Raw genomic sequence first — 18,597 nt, 5'->3', positions numbered from 1 at the left:
CAACAGAGAGAAGCCAGTAACAACCAAATGCCCGGCGCAGAAACAATCTGCGCCGGGCACTAGGCATTCAATTCGGGTTAGTAACCGGGGTTCTGGGTTACCACGCCGCCCGAGAGCTGAATCTGGGGAGTGGGAATCGGGAACAGGTTGTTCTTCTCCGAAATCTGGTCCTTCACCTTGCCGCCGTCGTATTGGTCGGTGTTGGTGCGCTGGGAGGCGTTGAAGGCCTGCATTACCTGTACCAGGCGCTTCTGCCGCACCAGGTCGTAGTAGCGGTGGCCTTCCATGGCCAGCTCCAGGCGGCGCTCCAGCCAGATATCGGCCAGCAGCTGCGAGCCGCTGGAGGTGCGGGGCAGTACGGTGCCGGGCTCCAGGCGGTTGGCGCGGGCCCGCACCAGGTTCAGCGAGGTAAGGGCTTTGCTATCCTGGCCCAGGCGCTGCGAAGCCTCGGCGTGAATCAGCAGCAAATCGGGGTAGCGCATTTCGATGCGGTTAAGCGGGGAATGCTCCCGCTCGTTGGCCGGACGGTCGGCCAGGGGCACGAACATCTTGCGGCTGATGCGGCCCGACTCGTTTTCCGACGGTTTGGTGTCGTACTTGGAGTAGTCGAAGCTGGCCGTTTTCGGGCCCACGTTGTCGCCCTCCTTGATGATGGTCCACTTGCGGCGGGGGTCGTTGCCGAAGGCCTGCTCCAGGTTGCTAGTAGGTGTGTTGAAGCCCCAGCCGTTGTCGGCGCGGCTGCGCATCACCACCGTCAGAGCCGTACCCAGGTTGAAGGTTTGGTTAGCGTTGTAGTTCAGCTCAAAAATGGACTCGTTGCCGTTGTGGTTGTTCACGTTCCACACGTAGCTGAACTCATCGTTGAGGTTGTACTGGCCCGAATTGATAACCAACTCAGCCGCTTGCTGGCTCAACGACCATTGCTCGGTGAACAGGTAAGCTTTAGCCAGGTAGGCGTTGGCAGCCCCTTTGGTGGCACGGCCTTTCTCGCTGCTGGGGCGGGCGGCCTTTTCAGGCAGCGCGGCGGCGGCATCCTGCAAATCCTTGATGATCTGGGCGTAGCAGTCGGCAGTGCTGGAGCGCTGGATGGTAAGGGCTTGGCTCGGCGACACCGGCGTGAGCACCAGCGGCACCCCGCCGTAACCCTTCACCAGCTCAAAGTAGTTGTAGGCGCGCAGGAACTTCAGCTCGCCCAGCAACTGCTGCTTCAAGGTGGCGTCAATGGGGGCCTTCTCCACTCCTACCAGCGCGGCGTTGCAGTTGCCGATGGCCTGGAAGATGAAGGTGTAGCGGTTATCGAACCACTCGTTGTTGGGCAGCCAGAAGAAGCGCGAGAAGTCGCCGAACTCGCGCTGGTCGCCGGCAATGGAATTGCCCTTCCAGGCATCGTCCGAGCCAGCGTCGCCGAACATGCGGGTGCGGTCAATTTTCCACCAGTCGTCCTGGTCGGTGAGGGCGTAGCAGCCCATTACGGCCGCTTTACACTCGTCGGCGTTGGTGTAGAAGTTGGCGGTAGTCTGCTGGCCGTTGGGCAGCTGGGTCAGGAAATCTTCGCAGCTCTGCAGCGCGAGGCCCAGAGAAACCAGGCCCACATATAGACAGTATTTTTTCATGACAGGGAGCGGGTGGGAAGCGTTAGAACGTGATGTTGGCACCGGCCAGGAACGTGCGGTTGGTGGGGTAGTTGCCCAGGTCTACGCCGCGGTTCAGGGCAGAGGCCCCGTCGGTGTAGGAGCGGCCGTAACCCAGCTCGGGGTCGAGGCCGCTGTACTTGGTGAAGGTGAACAGGTTCTGGCCGCTCACGTACAGGCGCAGGCTCTTCATGCGCATGGTGTTCACCAGGCCGTTGTTGAAGGTGTAGCCCAGCTGCAGGTTCCGGACGCGGGCGTAGGAGCCATTTTCCACGTAGAAGTTGGAGAAGCGCGTCAGGTTCTGGTTGTTGTCGTTGGCCACCACGCGCGGCACCGTGTTGCTGGTGCCTTCGCCGTGCCAGGCTTTATCTTCGAGGCCGGCAATCTTATTGTAGTTGTAGCTACCCGAGTACCACCAGCCTTTGTTGGCATTCACAATGTCGTTGCCGAAGCTGCCCACCAGCGAGGCCTGCAGGTCGAAGCCCTTGTAGCCGGCCGTGAGGTTTACCCCGAAGGTCAGGTCCGGGAAGGGGTTGCCGATGAACTTCTGGTCGTTGGCGTCAATCTTACCGTCGCCGTTGAGGTCGGCAAAGCGGAAGTCGCCGGGCTTGGCGTTGGGCTGAATGATTTGCCCATTGGAGGCTTTGTAGCTGTCAACCTCGCCCTGATTCTGGAAGATGCCGTTGGTCTGGTAGCCGTAGAACGCGCCCACGTAGCCGCCTTCCTCGGTTTTGGAGGGCCGGCCGAAGATGGGCGTGTTGCCCGAGTAAATGGCCTGCCCGTTGGCCAGCTTGTCAATGCGGCTGATGGCGCGGGTGCCGTTCACGCTCACGCCGTAGGTGAAATCACCGGCCGATTTGTTGTAGCCCACCGTGAAATCGAAGCCGTTGGTGTGCATGCTGCCCACGTTGGTGATAGGGCTGTTGTAGCCCGCCCCCACGTGGCCCGGAATAGCCTGGTACATCAGCATGTCGTAGGTATTGCGGCGGAACACGTCGGCCGTTACCGTGAGCTGGTTGTTGAACAAGCCCAGGTCGGTACCCACGTTGTAGTCCTCCACCGTTTCCCACTTCACGTCGGTGTTGGGCACGTTGCTTTGCACCACGGCCACCTGCTGGGTGGCATCCACGCCGGTTACGTAGTAGGTTTTGGCCAGGGTGCCGATGAAGGCGGTGTTGCTGATGTTCTGGTTGCCCACCCGGCCCCAGCTGGCGCGCAGCTTCATGAAGTTCAGCGTCTCAAACGACTTCAAGAACGACTCATCCGACACCAACCAGCCTACCGACAGCGAGGGGAACGTGCCCCAGCGGTTGTTGGTGGGGAACACCGAGGCCGCGTCGCGCCGCACGCTGGCCGACAGCAAATAGCGGCCTTTGTAGTCGTAGTTCACGCGCCCAATCAGGGAGGCAATGGTATTCACGTAGTTGTTGCCGTAGGCCGCGTAGTTGGCCGTGGCGGCATCCAGGTAGCGCAGGCTGGGGTCGTTGCTGGGAATGGCCTGGCCCGAGCCCGACTGGGTGCGGTTGTCGAACTTCTCCAGCGTACCGGCGGCCAGAGCCGTGAAGTTGTGGTCGCCCAGCGTTTTGGTGTAGGTGAGCGTGTTGGTGTTGTTCCAGTAGATGCCCAGGTTGTGCTCCCGGGTTACGGAGTTTACCAGGTTCTGCTCGTTGCCATCAATCTTGAAAAACGGGTAGAACGAGTCCCGCTCGTAGATGTTGGTGTTGGTGCCCACGCGGGTTTCCAGCACCAGCCCGTCGATGAACTCGTAGTTGGCGTACAGGTTGCCCACCACCGAGTAGTTGTTGCGCCGGTCGTCGTTGCGCTCCACTACGGCCAGCGGGTTGCCAATGTCGGTGGGCGAGGCACCGTAGTAGTCGTAGGGGTTGCCGGAGGTGCCGGGTACGCGGGCCTTCGTGATGGGGTCATCGTTGAAGGCGTCGCGGAACAGGCTGCCGCTGTTCTGGTAGTGCTGGCCGGTGGTGGTAAGGGTCAGGTCTTGCCCCACTTTCAGCCGGCGGGCGGGCTGGTACTGCGTTTTCAGGCGCAAGGACAGCCGGTCGAAATCCGAGCCCAGAATCAGGCCCCGCTCCTTGAAGTAGCTCAGGCCCGTGGAGTACACCAGCTTGTCGCTGCCGCCCGAGAGGCCCAGCGAGTAGTTCTGGGTGATGCCGCGCCGGGAAATTTCCTTCCACCAGTTCGTGGTTTCGGTGAAGGAAGCCGGGTTCTGGTACACGGCCGGCAGGCCCGAGTTAGAAGCTGCTAGGTTCATCAGGCGGGCGTACTCGCTGGCCGAGGCCATATCGGGCACCCGCGTGGGGCTGGATACGCCGGTGGTGGCATCCACCGCAATAACCGACTCGCCCTTGGTGCCGGTTTTGGTGGTAATCAGGATAACGCCGTTGGCAGCGCGCGAGCCGTAGATGGCCGCCGAGGCCGCATCCTTCAGCACCGAAATGGTGGCAATATCCTTCGGGTTCAGGAAGTTGATGTTGTTCACCGGCAAGCCATCCACCACGTACAGCGGCGAGTTGCCATTGATGGTAGAAATACCGCGGATCAGAATCTGGGGCGGAGTGCCCGGCTCCGAGCCTGCGCCCACAACCGTTACGCCGGCGGCCTTACCCTGCAGGGCCGAGCCCACGTCGCTCACCGTGAGCTTGGAGAGCTCCTTACCGGCCACGGTGGTTACGGCGTTGGTTACAGTGCGCTTTTCCTGGCTACCGTAACCTACTACTACTGCTTCGTTCAGCAGCTGCGTATCGGGGCTGAGGGCCAGGGACAGCGTGGCCTGGTTGCCCACGGCCACCTCCTGCCGAGAGTAGCCGATGGAGGTGAACACCAAAGTGGGGTTGGCGGTACCGGCCGGAATTTGCAACGAGAAGTTGCCGTTCTGGTCGGTAGTGGTACCCACAGAGGTGCCCTTCAGGATAACCGTTACGCCGGGCATACCGGCACCCTTTTCGTCGCGGACGGTACCGCTTACGGGGCCGTCGGCTACTACGGCTTCCGTACCGGGCTTGCTTACGGGAGCAGCCGAAGCCAGGGCGGGAGCAGCGGCCAGCGGCAGGAGGGCACTGCATAGCAAAATAGAGGTTCTCTGCATGTGGGAGGAAATTGTGGGCCGGCGGGGCAGCCCCGTGAGGGAGGGAAGTGGTGGCGGGAGTGAGTGGTTACTGGACTCAAAGGAGTACTGCAACCCGAGCTGTTGTAAGCTGGGGTAAAACTACCGGGAGGTTGCGGCGAAATCGGGCGGTATTTCGGGCTATAAGGGGGTAGAGATTCGCCGCCCCACTTGGTTGACCCATTTGCTACCCCTCACAGGTGCCATTCAGAGGGCCTAAGCACCTACCACCTACTGTTCAGCTACACACATGGGCACGCAACAGCTGGTCGCCGACTCATAGCGGGCAGAAGAAGCCGCACATCTGCCAAGGGAAGCGCAGTAAGGGTAACAGCCCATACCAGCGGTGCGGGTGCCAGCTAGTGGTATCCCCTGAACCCTCGCTCTTCACTGGCCCCACTCCTCATACTGAGGACCTGATACCATCAATCCACCGGATTTGGCGGATTTACCGCCCATTATCGCAGGATTTGGCACGCTCTCCGGTTGGCTGCTGCCTCTACCTTTGAGCCTACCCCGAACCGGAGCCGGCGGCCTGAGAATTCGCCTGCATTGTTTGTTGTGCCGCCCTCCGCTTCTCCTTCCGTACTGCTCTGGCATAGCAGCACTGCTGCGCCCCACTCCACTCCTTCCAAACCTTATTCGCCACATCTCCTTTCTAGCACGTGATGATAGGAAAGCATATTGCCGGACTGCTCCTGAGCGGTCTGAGCCTGACCACGGGTGCCCTGGCTCAATCCACTGCCCCCAAGCCGGCCACGGCCAAGCACACCTTTGCCCTAGGCGACGAACAGTTTTTGCTCGATGGCAAGCCTTTCCAGATGATTTCGGGGGAGCTGCACTACCCCCGCATTCCGCGGGAAGCGTGGCGGGCCCGCATGAAAGCGGCCAAAGCCATGGGGCTGAACACCATTGGCACCTACGTATTCTGGAACCTGCACGAGCCGGAGCCGGGCAAGTACGACTTCAGCGGCAACAATGATATTGCTGCCTTTGTGCGTACGGCTCAGGAAGAGGGCCTGTGGGTGGTGCTGCGCCCCAGCCCCTACGTATGCGCCGAGTGGGAATTTGGGGGCTACCCCTACTGGCTGCAGAAGCAGAAGGGCCTGGAGGTGCGCAGCCTGGAGCCGCAGTACCTGGCCGCCTACGGCCGCTACCTGAAGGAAGTAGCCAAGCAGCTGGCACCGCTGCAAGTCAACCACGGTGGCCCTGTGCTGATGGTGCAGGTAGAAAACGAGTACGGCTTCTACGCCAGCGACAAAAAGTACCTAGCCGAAAACCGCCGCATGTTCCAGCAAGCCGGTTTTGATGGACTGCTCTACACCTGCGACCCAGGCGAGAAAGTAACCGAGGGCCACCTCGACGGACTGCTGCCGGCCGTGAACGGCTGGGACAGCCCCAAGAAGGTAAAAAACGTGGTGCGCCAGAATCACGGCGGCAAGGGCCCCTACTACATTGCCGAATGGTACCCGGCCTGGTTTGACTGGTGGGGCACCCCGCACCACACCGTGCCGGCCGCCCAGTATAGCACCCGCCTCGATTCGGTGTTGGGTGCGGGTATCTCCATCAACATGTACATGTTCCACGGGGGCACCACCCGGGGCTTCATGAACGGGGCCAACTACAAGGGCGGTGATACCCGCTACGAGCCCCAGACCAGCAGCTACGACTACGATGCCCCGCTGGACGAGGCCGGCAACCCTACGGCTAAGTTTATGGCGTTCCGGCAGGTTATCGAGAAACACCTGCCCAAGGGCCAGCAACTGCCGCCGGTTCCCGCGGCCAAGCCGGCCATGCGCCTGCCCGCTATCAGCCTCACCAGCAGCACCAGCCTGCTCACTGCCCTGCCTAAGCCGGTAGCCAACGCCCAGCCTCTCACCTTCGAGGACCTGAGCCAGCCCTACGGTTACGTGCTGTACCGCACTACCGTACCTGGCGGCCGCACCGGCGCCCTGCAGCTCAAGGACCTGCGCGACTACGCCGTGGTGCTGGTGAACGGCCAGCGCGTGGCCACCCTCGACCGTCGCCTCAACCAGGAGCAGGTAGAGCTGAAGCTGCCCGCCGGCTCGGTTACGCTGGACATTCTGGTAGAAAACATGGGCCGCCTGAACTTTGGGCCCTTCCTCAACCAGAACCGTAAGGGCCTAACCGGAGGCGTGAGCTTTGCCGGGCAGCCCCTCACCGCCTGGCAGCACTACCCCATGCCCTTCACCACGCCGCCCGCCGCAGCTAAGGCCACGGCTAAACCTAGCAGCAACGCCCCAGTACTGCGCCGCGGCTCCTTCACCGTTGCCAAACCCGCGGATACCTACTTTGATATGAGCAGTTGGGGCAAAGGCTGCGTGTGGGTGAACGGCCACCACTTGGGTCGCTTCTGGGAAATCGGGCCAACGCAGACCATGTACGTACCTGCCGAATGGCTGAAAAAAGGCCAGAACGAAGTGGTCGTGCTGGAGCTGCTGAAAACCGACCAGGACCAGCTCACCAGCCTCGATAAACCTATCCTGGACGTGGTTCATCCCGACGGCGAAGCCCGCAAATAAACATCCTGACAATAAATAATGAGGCGGCACCCTGATGCCGCCTCATTATTTATTGTCAGGATGGAACGGGGTAGCTTGCTGTACTTGCTGCAACCGGCTTCCACATTCGTAAACCCATTTCCCGAAATGTTGGAAGCAAGAAGTAATGTCCGACTGAAATCGGGCCGGTTATGCTCATCGATGGCAATCTACAGGCAGGAAATTAATCGTATATAGAATCTGCGTTATCTATCCTGTATGCCACACCACCCACGCCGGCCGAAACCGTTTCACGCCAAAGAGCTTTTCGCCTGGCTGATAGCGGGAATTGCTTTCGTTCTGCTGGCCGTGTTGGTGGTGCGCTTTGGCTGGTAGCTGGTTTACCGAAAAAGCCGTGTCTCGGTTCGGCGAAGTGCCCCCTTATTGTTTACCGTGAAGCTTATCCCAGGCGTCAAAGCCGATGTCGGCCCAGGGCGTCCCCCGGCTGAAGCGGTACATCCACGGATAGTGGGTACCTTCCTGCTCTTTTGAGCGAATTTCCCGGATATCCCGCTGCACTTTAGCCGGACTGCCCACGGCAAAGCTATAGTCAGGAATATTACGGGACACCACGGAGTTAGCACCAATCAGACAATTCGCGCCAATAGTCGTTCCCGGCAGAACTACGGAGTGGACCGCAATGATGGTGTAATCACCAATCGTTGGTCCTTTATACACGTTCGAAGGAGGAAGCGGGTCGTTGGTGAAGATGGTATAGGGATACAGAAACACATAGCTACCAACCGTGCTGAACTCACAGATGTGCACGTTGCTGTAAATGCGCACGTAGTCACCAAAGGTAGAATTGCCCTGAATATCAACTAACGTGCTAATCAGGCAGTTGTTGCCGAATACGGCTCCTTCCCGAACTGTAATGCGATGCCCTGTAACCAAGCCCTCGCCAAAGGTGCTGCCCGCATAAATGATGGCATGGCTTCGGATAAAGGAGTTAGCTCCGATAACCGTAGGCGGGTTAACGTAGTCAGGATCTTTGTAGTAGGCATATAGCGGGTCGCCGATAACACAGTCGTTGGTGATGACAGTGTTGTCCCCGATGATGACATTGTCATAAATGGTCGTATTGTCGCCGATTCGGACATTCTCTCCTATCTGGACATTATGTCCAATACGGACATTGTGGTTAGTAAATTTCATTAGAACTCGTTTAGGGTGGAATATGCGGTAATAATAGGCCTTTTCACTGTGGCTGGTTAACTAGCAGCCACTATTCATGCTTCCTTTCCTATGACAATCTTCCACAACATCGTGACAGACCTCAACGAGCGGGGAATATTCACGCTTACCATCAACCGCCCCAGCAAGTACAACGCACTGAATCATCAGACGCTTGATGAGTTGGAGGCCGCGTTTGTATACGCCATTGGTGAGCCTCAGGTGAAAGCTATCCTCGTAACTGGAGCTGGGGAAAAAGCCTTCGTAGCGGGAGCCGACATTGCGGAGATTCAGCAGCTCAGCGCCGAAAGTAGTCTGCCATTTGTATTGCGGGGCCAACAGGTCTGCCACCTTATCGAGAACTGTCCCAAACCGGTTGTGGCCGCCGTAAACGGGTTTGCCTTAGGCGGCGGCACCGAGCTGGCCATGGCCTGCCACATCCGGGTAGCAAGTGAAACCGCACGATTTGGCTTGCCAGAGGTAAGCCTGGGAATTATGCCCGGGTACGGTGGCACGCAGCGCCTGCCTGCGCTCATCGGCAAAGGCCGGGCCTTCGAATATATCTTCACCGGCAAGCAAATACCAGCTGCCGAAGCTTATCGGATAGGTCTGGTGAACCAAGTGGTGGCTCCCGATGAACTGGTACCTAGCTGCCATGCACTATTGGAAAGCATACTCACTAATTCCTTGTCAGCTATTAGCCAAGTAGTCAAAGCCGTAAACGCACACTTTACGAACCCGAAAACTGGCTACCAGGTAGAAGTCGAATCGTTTCAGAGATGCTGTGAGGCACCGGATTTTCAGGAAGGAACCCGTGCTTTCGTAGAGAAGCGGCGACCCACATTCCAGGCAAATGCTATTCAATAGCTCAGCAAAAAGCCCCGCCCTGCCTGGCGGGGCTTTTTATTTTTCTCCACTCGTTGCTTGCAAAACAGCTGCTCTTACCGGTATTGGCATGTGTAGCTGGCCAGGGTTTGCAATACACCTGGAGTTTACCAGACCAGACAAATCACCTGCCATTCATACCCTTGATAAGCAGATAGATAAAATTCTCCCGTACACTCGTGGTTGCGCGGCACTAACTGAACAGGCGCAGTTGCAGCAAGGGCCAGCCGTAGCAGGGCGCAGCATCGGTTCAAATAAATTAACGGTAACTTACGTTATACAGGCAGATGGAAGAGAGTGGGGAGGTGTGGGCACGGCCCACGGTAGCGACTCGCTGACGCGGATTTTCTGTCTATTTCTCTGGCGAAACGTGTGGACGAATGACTCCGAAAATTTCAGTAATCATCCCGAATTACAACCACGGGCTGTACTTGGCGCAACGCATCCGCAGTGTACTTGGGCAGACGGAAAAAAACCTGGAAATCATCGTGCTGGATGATTGCTCCACCGACAACAGCCGGGAGGTAATTGCCCGGTTTGCCCGGCAAGATGCCCGCATACGTGTCACGCTCAACGAGCAGAACAGCGGCAACACCTTTGCGCAGTGGAACAAGGGGCTGGCCCAGGCAACCGGAGAGTACGTGTGGATTGCGGAAAGCGACGATTTCGCCGACCCCCGCTTTCTGGAAACGCTGAGCTCCGTACTGGAAAAGAATCCCTCTGTTGGCTTAGCTTACTGCAATTCGTGGCACGTGGATGAATCGGGCCGGCGCGTGGTTGTGCATACTGAAACCGGTGCCGAATTCAAGATTGAAAACTGGCAGCGCGGCTTTACGGCCGCAGGGCAAGGCTTTATTGAGGAATATCTATGCAATGGCAACGTTATTCCTAATGCCAGCGCGGTGTTGCTGCGGCGTAGCATTACAGAGGAGGTTGGGCCAGCAGAAACCAACTTCAAGCTGGCGGGGGACTGGATTTACTGGATTCGGGTGTTGGCCCGCTGCGACGTAGCCTTCGTTGCCAGGCCCCTGAACTTCTTTCGGCGGCACGCCTGCAACGTCCGGAGTACCACCAAACCACTTACCGTTCTGCTGGAGGGTGCCAAGATGATTAAGCGGTTACGCCGACACGTTTCCCTGGGGCCCTGCTTCGAGGAGCACAGAGCCCGGCAGGTAGTGCGGGACTGTTTTCACGCAGTGCTGTACGATAACATGCGGATTGCAAAGGTGAGAAAGGTGCTGGCCGTATTACGCAAAGCCTTGCCCAATTACCGATCAGTTTGTCTGAAAGAAATAATGCGCATTCTGCTTGCAAACCGTTTCAGCGGATTACGCCAGGTTTTGGGCGATGGAATACTGTACAGGCTATTTCGGGGGAAACAAAAGCCGGCGTTGTTGTAGTGGCCGGGTTTGATGTTCAGCTGCCCATAGCCTGCGGCTCCGCTTACTACACTCTTTTGTCCGGACGGGTCCGCTGCCCTACGCCTTTACTTTGCCAGATACTTTCTGGTGGGCCTGTGTACACTCTTACCACACGCAAAAAACCACCATTTCCAAAGGAAATGGTGGTTCCACACATCGAAAGCGCACTCCCCTCAGACTACGCCCGATGATAGTTGCGCGCTACACCAGGGAGATTACTAGCCCCGGGTGCGCTGTACTTTGCGCGGCAGATATACCCCGCGCACTGTTTATAACTGACTGTTTCGCGTGGCAACGGTTGCAGCATACTACTCATTAATGCCCCAGCACCTGCACTTGCGGGATGGCGCGCAGCTCCAGGCGGATACCTCGCTCGGGCGCGGCCTGCCGGAAATTTTCAATGGCCTCCAGCACGTCGTAATCAATGAAAGAAGAGTCGGAGCCGTCGATGAGCACCTGGGTATCGTCGGGCAGTTCGTCCAGCACTTTCACAATGCTGGCTTTATTCAGGAAGGTAACCTGCTCGGAAAGTTTGAGGTGAATGGGCCCGGGCTGCATGGCGGCGGGCTTGCTCAGGTAGTACGCCGATTCGTAGTTGGCCTTCAGGATGTAGAAGATACCCACGGCCAACCCTACCGACACCCCTTTTAGCAAATCCGTGAACAGGATGGCGATGATGGTGACGATGAACGGCAGGAACTGCTGCCAGCCCAGCTGCCACTGCGTGCGGTACAGGGCCGGTTTGGTGAGCTTGTAGCCTACTACCAGCAACACCGCCGCCAATGCTGAGTACGGTACCTGATTGAGCACCGACTCCAGGAACAACAGGCTGATCAATAGCAGAATGCCGTGGAAAAAGGCCGACATGCGGGTTTGGCCGCCGGCATTGATGTTGGCGGAGCTGCGCACAATAACTGCCGTGAGCGGCAGCCCGCCCAGCAGGCCGCTGATGATATTGCCGGTGCCCTGCGCAATTAGCTCCCGGTTGGTAGGTGTAACGCGCTTGTGCGGGTCCAGCTTATCCACGGCTTTCACGCTCAGCAACGACTCCAGGGAAGCTACAATGGCGAAGGTGAAGGCCACTGCAAAAAAACCGGGCCGCTGCAGAGCCGACCAATCGGGGCGGGTGAAAGAGCCCACGAAGTCCTGCCAGGAAGAAATATCGGGCAGATTAACCAAGTGCTGAGGCCGAATACGCAGTACCGGAGCGGCCACGTCCAGCAGGTTGTTCAGCCCGATAGAGACGAGTACCACCACCAGCGCGCCCGGCACCAGCCGCAGAAAGCGTACGTGCTTGGTCACTTGCTGGTCCCAGACCAGCAAAATGCCCAACGACACCAGCCCTACCAGCGCCGAGCCGGCCCCAATACCTTCCATAGCCCGCTCAATGGCCGAAAACGTGTTCTGGCCATCAAACTGCAGGAACGTCATGTCCTCGAAGTAGTCGGCATCGGCCCCCACGAGGTGCGGAATTTGCTTCAAAATGAGCGTGAGCCCAATGGCGGCGAGCATGCCCCGGATAACGGATGTGGGGAAATACATACCCACAATACCGGCCTTCAGCAGCCCCATTACCACCTGTATAACGCCGGCAATCACCACGGCCGCCAGTACTGCCTGAAACGACTGCAACGACTGCAACGACGCCAGCACAATGCTGGTGAGGCCCGCCGCCGGCCCACTCACGCTCAGCGCCGAGTTACTCACCCACGATACAACCAAGCCTCCCACGATACCGGCAATGATGCCCGCCAATAGTGGGGCTCCCGAGGCCAACGAAATGCCCAGGCACAAAGGCAATGCCACCAAGAACACCACCAGCCCGGCCGGCAGGTCTTTACTCAGGTGTTTCCAGGGCGAGGAGGGAATACCGGTGGGCGTATGAGCCGGTGCGGTTGCGGTGGGTTTAGCAACGTCAAACATAGGAACGAGGGGAGGCAAGAGAGGTCGATAAACCCAATCAGCCAGTTGCCCACCAGGTTTAGTGCAAGTCTAGGGTGCCCTCGTTAAGACCCAATTAAAAGAGAATTAAAATGTAATTAAAAATCAAATATCTCATCATCAACACTTTATAAGCAAATGCTTATATAAGCAAGTTTCGCAACTGTTCAGGTTCGCAGAGCGGGCAAATCTAGCGTTACAGCGGTGCCCTGCCCCAACTGACTTTCTACCCTGATTTCGCCCTCGTGCAGCTCCATGATTTTGGCAGTAAGGGGCAGGCCGATGCCGTGGCCAGGTACGGTGCGAACGGCCTCGGCCCGGAAAAAGGGCACGAACACCTGCTGCCGGTCGGCTTCCGTCATGCCCATTCCCCGGTCGCGCACGGTGAGTTGCACCCGGCTGCGCGAGGCCACCAGCGTGGCCAGCACCGCCTCGGTGGAGCCGGCCGAAAACTTGCACGCATTTTCCAGGATATTCAGGAAGGCCGACAGCAGCAGCGCTTCGTTGCCCAGCACGGCGTACGGCACCGCCTGCCGGGCAGCCGGCGACTCCGTAAAATCCAGGTCGATGCGGCAAGTGGGGTGGCGGCGGTGCACCTCCTCGTGGGCCAGGAGCAGCAGCTCATCGAGGCGTACAAGGGTGCGGGGCACTTGCGAGGGGTCGTCGGAAGCGCGGGCAATCTGCAGGAGCCCATTGGTGAGGTCTTTAAGCAGGCGGGCCGCATCGAGGGTACTTTGCAGCACCCGGCGGTACTCCTGGGGACTGCGTTCCTGCTGCAGTAAGGCCACTTCCAATTGCCCAATAACAGCCGCCAGCGGAGTGCGCAGTTCGTGGGAGGCGTCGCGCACGAAAGTGCGCTGGCCGGCAAAGGCTGTTTCGAGTCGGTTGAGCAGGCTGTTGAAACGCTGCGCCAGCAGGGATACCTCGTCCTGCCCGTCGGCCTGCGACAGGCGGCGGTGCAAATCGGAAGCCGTGATGCTGTCGACTTCCTGAATGATACGCTGCATAGGCTTCAGTGCTTGGCCGGCAAAAAACCAGCCGCCAATGCCCACTATCACAAACGACATCAGCAGTCCGGAGGTAAGCACAGTAAGCAGATCCTGCATTTTCGCGCGGCTGTCGGCGTCCACGGAGGAGGCCACCACCACAAAATCACCCCGCACGGCGTCGCGGTAGCGCAGGCCCACGGTTTGACGGTAATTGTCTTCCAGTAATACCTCCCGGGCATCGGCTCGCACGGCGCGGAGCAACTCTACTGGCACGGTTTCCGGGCCCGTTAGCCCCTCCCGAAAGACTACCTGGTTTTGGGAGTCGAATACCCGAACCTCCTCGTCGGGCAGGGTGCGGTAGAACTGGCGCAGATACTGGCGGTAGGAGGCGCGGCTGGCCTCGTCGCTGCGCCGGGTTCCATCCAGGTATACGTGGGCCACAATGCGGGCCCGCGCAAACAGGCTTTCGGTGAAGGCCTCCCGCCTCGACTGGTAGGTAAAAAAGTATATCACCGCCGAAAACAACAGCAGCGTTACCACCAGAATGGCCACAAACTGCAGCGTGAGGCGGGTGCGAATAGACATAAGGTAGTTTCTGGTTGCTAGTTTCCAGCTACTGGTTGTCAGCTATGTAACATTGCTCTGGCAACTAGAAACCGGAAACTAGCAACCAGAAACTTATTTACTCTTCCTTCATCACGTAACCCATGCCCACCAGCGTGTGGATAAGCTTGGGTGTGAAGTCTTTATCAAGCTTTTTGCGCAGAAAGTTGATGTACACGTCGATGACGTTGGAGCCGGTGTCGAAAGACGTTTCCCAGACGTGTTCCAGGATATCCACCCGTGACACCACCCGGTTCTGGTTGCGCAGCAGATACTCCAGCAAAGCAAACTCGCGGGCGGTGAGCTGAATGGTTTGCCCGGCCCGCTGCACCACCTTGCGGCCGGGGTCCAAGGTCAGATCGGCCAGGCGCAGCACCGCTTCGGCCGAGGGCGACTCGTGCCGGCGCCGGGTGAGGGCCCGAATGCGGGCCAGCAGCTCCTGAAACGCGAAAGGCTTCACCAGGTAATCATCGGCCCCGGCGTCCAGCCCGCGGATTTTATCGTCGGTTTCGCCCAGGGCCGTGAGCATCAGAATGGGCACGCCGGTATCCTGGGTACGCACTTGGCGGCACACTTCCAGCCCACTCAGACCGGGAAGCAAGGTGTCCAGAATAATCAGGTCGTAGGGATTGGTCTGCGCCAGGCGCAACCCCAATACGCCGTCGGCGGCCAAGTCAACGGTGTGATGCTGTTCGGTGAGGCCCTGGTGCAGGAAGGAGGCCACCTTTGGTTCGTCTTCGACCAGCAGAATTTTCATGAGTACGGGTGGTTGGTTACTGGCAAGGTAGTACGGCCGGTGCGAGAATTCAGAACAACACCGCCTTAATAGCCATTTCGCCGTACTGATGTGCCTCTATACTCAATACAAAAAAATGTCAGAATAATTTAAAATTTACTTGACTTTACAACTTCAATCCAATACGTTTATGGAAATATTCTATACCAGCGCTGTGCGCTGCCCGCATTTTTTAGGAAGTCAGTCGCTCACGCTCTTTGTTTCATCCCCTCACTTTCTACATGCCGTACGCCGCCTGCTTCCGTTTTTGTGTGCTGTTGCTGATGCCCTTGGTACTGGGGCTGGGAGGGTGTGTTTCGCAGAAGAACCTGCCCTACCTGCAGGGCTCAACCTACAATACCCGCACGCCCGTAACGGCCGAAAACGCCCGGCAGCAATACCGCATCCAGCCCGGCGACGTGCTGAGCATTCGGGTGCAGAGCGTGCAAACCCAGCTCAACGATATGTTTAACACGGTAGATGCCCGCGCCGTGTTCAACGGTGACCCGGGCAACCTATATCTGACGGGCTATTCCGTGGATGAGGCGGGCAATATTGCCCTGCCCACGGCCGGCGTACTGAAGGTGGAAGGCCTTACAGTGGAAGAAACCCAAGCCGCCGTGAAACAGAAAGTGAGCACGTTTGTACGGGATGCCAACGTGCTGGTGAAGCTCCTCTCCTTCAAGATTACCGTGCTGGGTGAAGTGCGTAATCCGGGCCGGTACTTCGTGTACAATGCCCAGTGCACGGTGCTGGAAGGCCTGGGCCTGGCCGGCGACCTGACGGAATTCGGTAACCGCCGGAATGTGAAGCTGATTCGCCAGACGGCGAAGGGCTCGGAAGTAGTGCTGCTGAACCTCACCGACCCCGGCCTGCTTACCTCGCCCTATTTCTACCTGCTGCCCAACGACGCGCTGTACGTGGAGCCCATGCAGGCCCGCACCAACCGCGGCAATGCCGGCAACCTGGCCCTGGTATTCTCCGGGGTATCAGCCTTAGTGCTCATTCTCAACTATCTGAAAGTGCTCTGACCCACCTTATCCGCCGCTTTCCTCCACTTTATCACCGCCTACCGGAATGGAACAACGCCCGCACTCCCCTGCCGATGAACTCGACCTGCACGAGCTTTTTTTCCGGCTCCGACACCGTTGGCCCCTGTTTCTGATATCGTTGCTGGTGGCCGGGCTGGCGGCATTCTTGTACCTGCGCGTGAAGCAGCCGGTGTACGCCTTCCGCTCCACCATGCTGCTCGGCGACCAGGGCACGGGCTCCAAACAGGCCCAGGAGCTGCTCAAAATTCTGGAGGTGAAGGACAAGGGCACCAAGATGGAGGATGAAATCGGGCTACTTACCTCGGCCGAGATGATTCATCAGGCCTTGGGGCGGCTGCCGTTTGAAACGTCGTATTTCGTAGCCCCCACTACCTGGCTGAATACGGCCAAGGACATTCAGCTGCAGGAGCGTCCCGTAGGGTCGGTGCCCTTCCGGCTGCGGCCCCTGGCCTCGGCCCCCCAGCTGACGGACGTGCGGATTTACGTGGAACCGCTGGGCGACGGGCGCTTCCGGGTGCAGGCGGATGCTGACAAAGGACGCCTGTTTAGTTTGTCGACCGGCGAGCTAGTGCGCGACGTGCTGAACCCGCACCTCAACGAAACGGTACGCTCCGGCGACACCCTCCGCACTCCGCTACTAACGGCCGTGCTGGAAGTTGAGCCCGGCTACCCACCCCAAAACCTGACGGAGCGGTATTTTGTGCAACTCCGCGACCTGAACAGCCTGACGGGTGAATACCAGCAGCGCCTGACGGTGCGGCCCATCGACCGTGAGTCGCGCATTATTGAGCTGATCACCAAGGGCACCGTGCCGCAAAAGGAGGTGCAGTTTCTGGACACGCTGATGCGGGTGTACGTGGAAAACGACCTGCGCATCAAAAACCTGACCGGCCAGAAAACCGTGGCCTTCCTAGACAAAGAAATCGGGCACCTGTCCGATTCGTTGCGCCGCTCTACGGCGGCGCTCAGCTCTTTCCGGGCCGCCCGGGGCGTGGTGGATGTGGGGGCGCAGTCGGCCAGCGGTATTCAGCAGCAAAACGAGTTGCAGATGCTGCGGGCCAAGGTGGCCACCAACCGCAAATACTATCAGAACATGCTCAGCTACCTCAGCTCGCACCAGCAGGCGGGGCAACTGGCCGCGCCCAGCAGCATTGGTATTGAGGACCCCGTAGTGAATAACCTGATTCTGCAGCTCACTGACCTGAACAGCCAGCGGGCCGCCCTGGGCGTGAATGCCTCGCTGGAAAACCCGATGGTAACGATACTGGACGAGCGAATCCGGGTGGCCAAGGAAAGCCTGCAGCAGACGCTAACCAACATGACCCACGCCGCCGATATTGCCCTGCGTGACCTGGACAGCCAGCTGAGCCGGGTGCGCGGCACCATGAGCCAGCTCCCCGAAAATGAGCGGCAGCTGGCTTCCCTGAAAAGCAAAACGGACTTCAACGACAAGAACTACCAGTTTTTGATTGAAAAGCGGGCCGAAGCCGCCATTGCCCTGGCTACCAACGCCACCGACAAAAAAATTGTGGACGTAGCTGCCATGAACGGAGACGGGCCGGTGGCTCCCAAGCCGGGCGTGGTGCTGCTCATTGCTATGGTGGCGGGCCTACTGCTGCCGCTGGGTATTTCGGTGGTGATTGATAAGGCCAACCGCCGCATTCAGAGCAAGGAAGACCTCTCGCGCATTACCAACATTCCGCTGCTGGGCGTGGTAACCCACGGCAGCAAGCACGATAAGGAGGTAATGCTCTCCAGCCCCAAAGGGCCCATTGCAGAATCGTTCCGGTCTATCCGCGTCAATCTGCAGTACCTCTCGGCCGGGCTCGACAAGAAGCTGATCGGAGTAACTTCCTCAGTGCCCGGCGAGGGCAAAACCTTCTGCGCCGTGAACCTGGCCGCCGAAATGGCGCACAGTGGCCGCAAAGTGCTGCTGCTGGAGTGCGACCTGCGCCGCCCTACCGTGGCCGGCTACTTCAACCTGCAGGCCGACTGCGCGGAGCATGGCCTGAGCAGCTACCTAATGGGCTTGAGCACTTTCGAGGAATGCCGCCACCCAGCTCCCCAGGTACCCAACCTGGATGTGCTGTGCTGCGGCCCCATCCCGCAAAACCCTACCGAGCTGCTGGAAGGCACCCGCATGGAGGAGCTGATGGCCCGTCTACGCCAAGAGTACGACTACGTGATTGTGGACACCCCGCCCACGGGTTACGTGGCCGAGTTCTTCATGCTGCTGCGCCATCTAGATGCCAACGTGTACGTGGTGCGCCAGAACTACACTGATAAAGGCCTGATCAGCCAGATCAACGAGCTGCACCACGAGCAGAAGGTGAAACAGATTTATATGGTCATCAACGACATGCACTTCACCAAAACCTACGAGTACCGCTACAAGGAAAAAGCCTACACCTACGGCTACTAACCCCACCGACCAGGGCAGCAGCC

11 protein-coding genes are annotated in these 18,597 nt (G+C 58.7%); 5 read left to right on the top strand and 6 right to left on the bottom strand.

Going from position 1 to position 18,597, the window contains the following annotated elements:
* Positions 1-77 precede the first annotated feature (77 nt).
* Both LF252_RS02935 and LF252_RS02930 read right to left on the bottom strand, forming a co-directional pair.
* Entirely contained in the window at positions 78-1,613 is a 1,536-nt protein-coding gene (locus tag LF252_RS02935; protein ID WP_226267263.1) for a RagB/SusD family nutrient uptake outer membrane protein, read from the bottom strand.
* A gap of 22 nt (positions 1,614-1,635) precedes the next feature.
* The gene (locus LF252_RS02930) at positions 1,636-4,734 is read right to left on the bottom strand and encodes a SusC/RagA family TonB-linked outer membrane protein (protein WP_226267260.1); all 3,099 of its coding nucleotides are present in this window, start codon (positions 4,732-4,734) and stop codon (positions 1,636-1,638) included.
* Between the two features lie 686 nt (positions 4,735-5,420).
* Between LF252_RS02930 and LF252_RS02925 the strand changes: the two genes are divergently transcribed.
* The gene (locus LF252_RS02925; RefSeq protein WP_226267258.1) at positions 5,421-7,295 is read left to right on the top strand and encodes a glycoside hydrolase family 35 protein; all 1,875 of its coding nucleotides are present in this window, start codon (positions 5,421-5,423) and stop codon (positions 7,293-7,295) included.
* Between the two features lie 399 nt (positions 7,296-7,694).
* On the opposite strand, the gene LF252_RS02920 is transcribed toward LF252_RS02925, so the two are convergent.
* Complete coding sequence (locus LF252_RS02920; RefSeq protein ID WP_226267256.1) at positions 7,695-8,468, bottom strand: N-acetyltransferase; 774 nt, start codon at positions 8,466-8,468, stop codon at positions 7,695-7,697.
* Between the two features lie 90 nt (positions 8,469-8,558).
* Here LF252_RS02920 and LF252_RS02915 point away from each other — a divergent pair, with 90 nt between their 5' ends.
* A complete protein-coding gene (locus LF252_RS02915; protein ID WP_226267254.1) occupies positions 8,559-9,353 on the top strand; it encodes an enoyl-CoA hydratase/isomerase family protein in 795 nt (264 codons plus the stop codon).
* 398 nt (positions 9,354-9,751) lie between these two features.
* The gene (locus LF252_RS02910) at positions 9,752-10,771 is read left to right on the top strand and encodes a glycosyltransferase family 2 protein (RefSeq protein ID WP_226267252.1); all 1,020 of its coding nucleotides are present in this window, start codon (positions 9,752-9,754) and stop codon (positions 10,769-10,771) included.
* A gap of 336 nt (positions 10,772-11,107) precedes the next feature.
* Here LF252_RS02910 and LF252_RS02905 read toward each other — a convergent pair whose 3' ends face one another.
* From LF252_RS02905 to LF252_RS02895, 3 genes are all read right to left on the bottom strand, one after another.
* On the bottom strand, positions 11,108-12,715 hold the full coding sequence (locus LF252_RS02905) for a SulP family inorganic anion transporter (protein WP_226267250.1): 1,608 nt from the start codon (positions 12,713-12,715) through the stop codon (positions 11,108-11,110).
* A gap of 185 nt (positions 12,716-12,900) precedes the next feature.
* Complete coding sequence (locus LF252_RS02900) at positions 12,901-14,307, bottom strand: sensor histidine kinase (protein WP_226267248.1); 1,407 nt, start codon at positions 14,305-14,307, stop codon at positions 12,901-12,903.
* Between the two features lie 97 nt (positions 14,308-14,404).
* Positions 14,405-15,082, bottom strand: a complete 678-nt coding sequence (locus tag LF252_RS02895; protein ID WP_226267247.1) for a response regulator transcription factor — start codon at positions 15,080-15,082, stop codon at positions 14,405-14,407.
* Between the two features lie 260 nt (positions 15,083-15,342).
* Here LF252_RS02895 and LF252_RS02890 point away from each other — a divergent pair, with 260 nt between their 5' ends.
* Together LF252_RS02890 and LF252_RS02885 are read left to right on the top strand one after the other, a co-directional pair.
* Positions 15,343-16,131 (top strand): polysaccharide biosynthesis/export family protein, encoded by a 789-nt coding sequence (locus tag LF252_RS02890; protein ID WP_226267245.1) that lies wholly within the window; start codon positions 15,343-15,345, stop codon positions 16,129-16,131.
* 46 nt (positions 16,132-16,177) lie between these two features.
* Positions 16,178-18,574, top strand: coding sequence for a GumC family protein (locus tag LF252_RS02885; RefSeq protein WP_226267243.1), 2,397 nt, complete (start codon positions 16,178-16,180; stop codon positions 18,572-18,574).
* Positions 18,575-18,597 lie beyond the last annotated feature (23 nt).

The organism is Hymenobacter pini (genome assembly GCF_020421205.1).
Taxonomy (GTDB): Bacteria; Bacteroidota; Bacteroidia; order Cytophagales; family Hymenobacteraceae; genus Hymenobacter; species Hymenobacter pini.
This window is presented reverse-complemented; position numbering and strand designations above follow the sequence as displayed.

What these genes read in the sequence shown, in the direction of transcription:
- LF252_RS02935 (WP_226267263.1), bottom strand. Translation starts at nt 1,613, where the DNA reads ATGAAAAAATACTGTCTATATGTGGGCCTGGTTTCTCTGGGCCTCGCG.
- LF252_RS02930 (WP_226267260.1), bottom strand. Translation starts at nt 4,734, where the DNA reads ATGCAGAGAACCTCTATTTTGCTATGCAGTGCCCTCCTGCCGCTGGCC.
- LF252_RS02925 (WP_226267258.1), top strand. Translation starts at nt 5,421, where the DNA reads ATGATAGGAAAGCATATTGCCGGACTGCTCCTGAGCGGTCTGAGCCTG.
- LF252_RS02920 (WP_226267256.1), bottom strand. Translation starts at nt 8,468, where the DNA reads ATGAAATTTACTAACCACAATGTCCGTATTGGACATAATGTCCAGATA.
- LF252_RS02915 (WP_226267254.1), top strand. Translation starts at nt 8,559, where the DNA reads ATGACAATCTTCCACAACATCGTGACAGACCTCAACGAGCGGGGAATA.
- LF252_RS02910 (WP_226267252.1), top strand. Translation starts at nt 9,752, where the DNA reads ATGACTCCGAAAATTTCAGTAATCATCCCGAATTACAACCACGGGCTG.
- LF252_RS02905 (WP_226267250.1), bottom strand. Translation starts at nt 12,715, where the DNA reads ATGTTTGACGTTGCTAAACCCACCGCAACCGCACCGGCTCATACGCCC.
- LF252_RS02900 (WP_226267248.1), bottom strand. Translation starts at nt 14,307, where the DNA reads ATGTCTATTCGCACCCGCCTCACGCTGCAGTTTGTGGCCATTCTGGTG.
- LF252_RS02895 (WP_226267247.1), bottom strand. Translation starts at nt 15,082, where the DNA reads ATGAAAATTCTGCTGGTCGAAGACGAACCAAAGGTGGCCTCCTTCCTG.
- LF252_RS02890 (WP_226267245.1), top strand. Translation starts at nt 15,343, where the DNA reads ATGCCGTACGCCGCCTGCTTCCGTTTTTGTGTGCTGTTGCTGATGCCC.
- LF252_RS02885 (WP_226267243.1), top strand. Translation starts at nt 16,178, where the DNA reads ATGGAACAACGCCCGCACTCCCCTGCCGATGAACTCGACCTGCACGAG.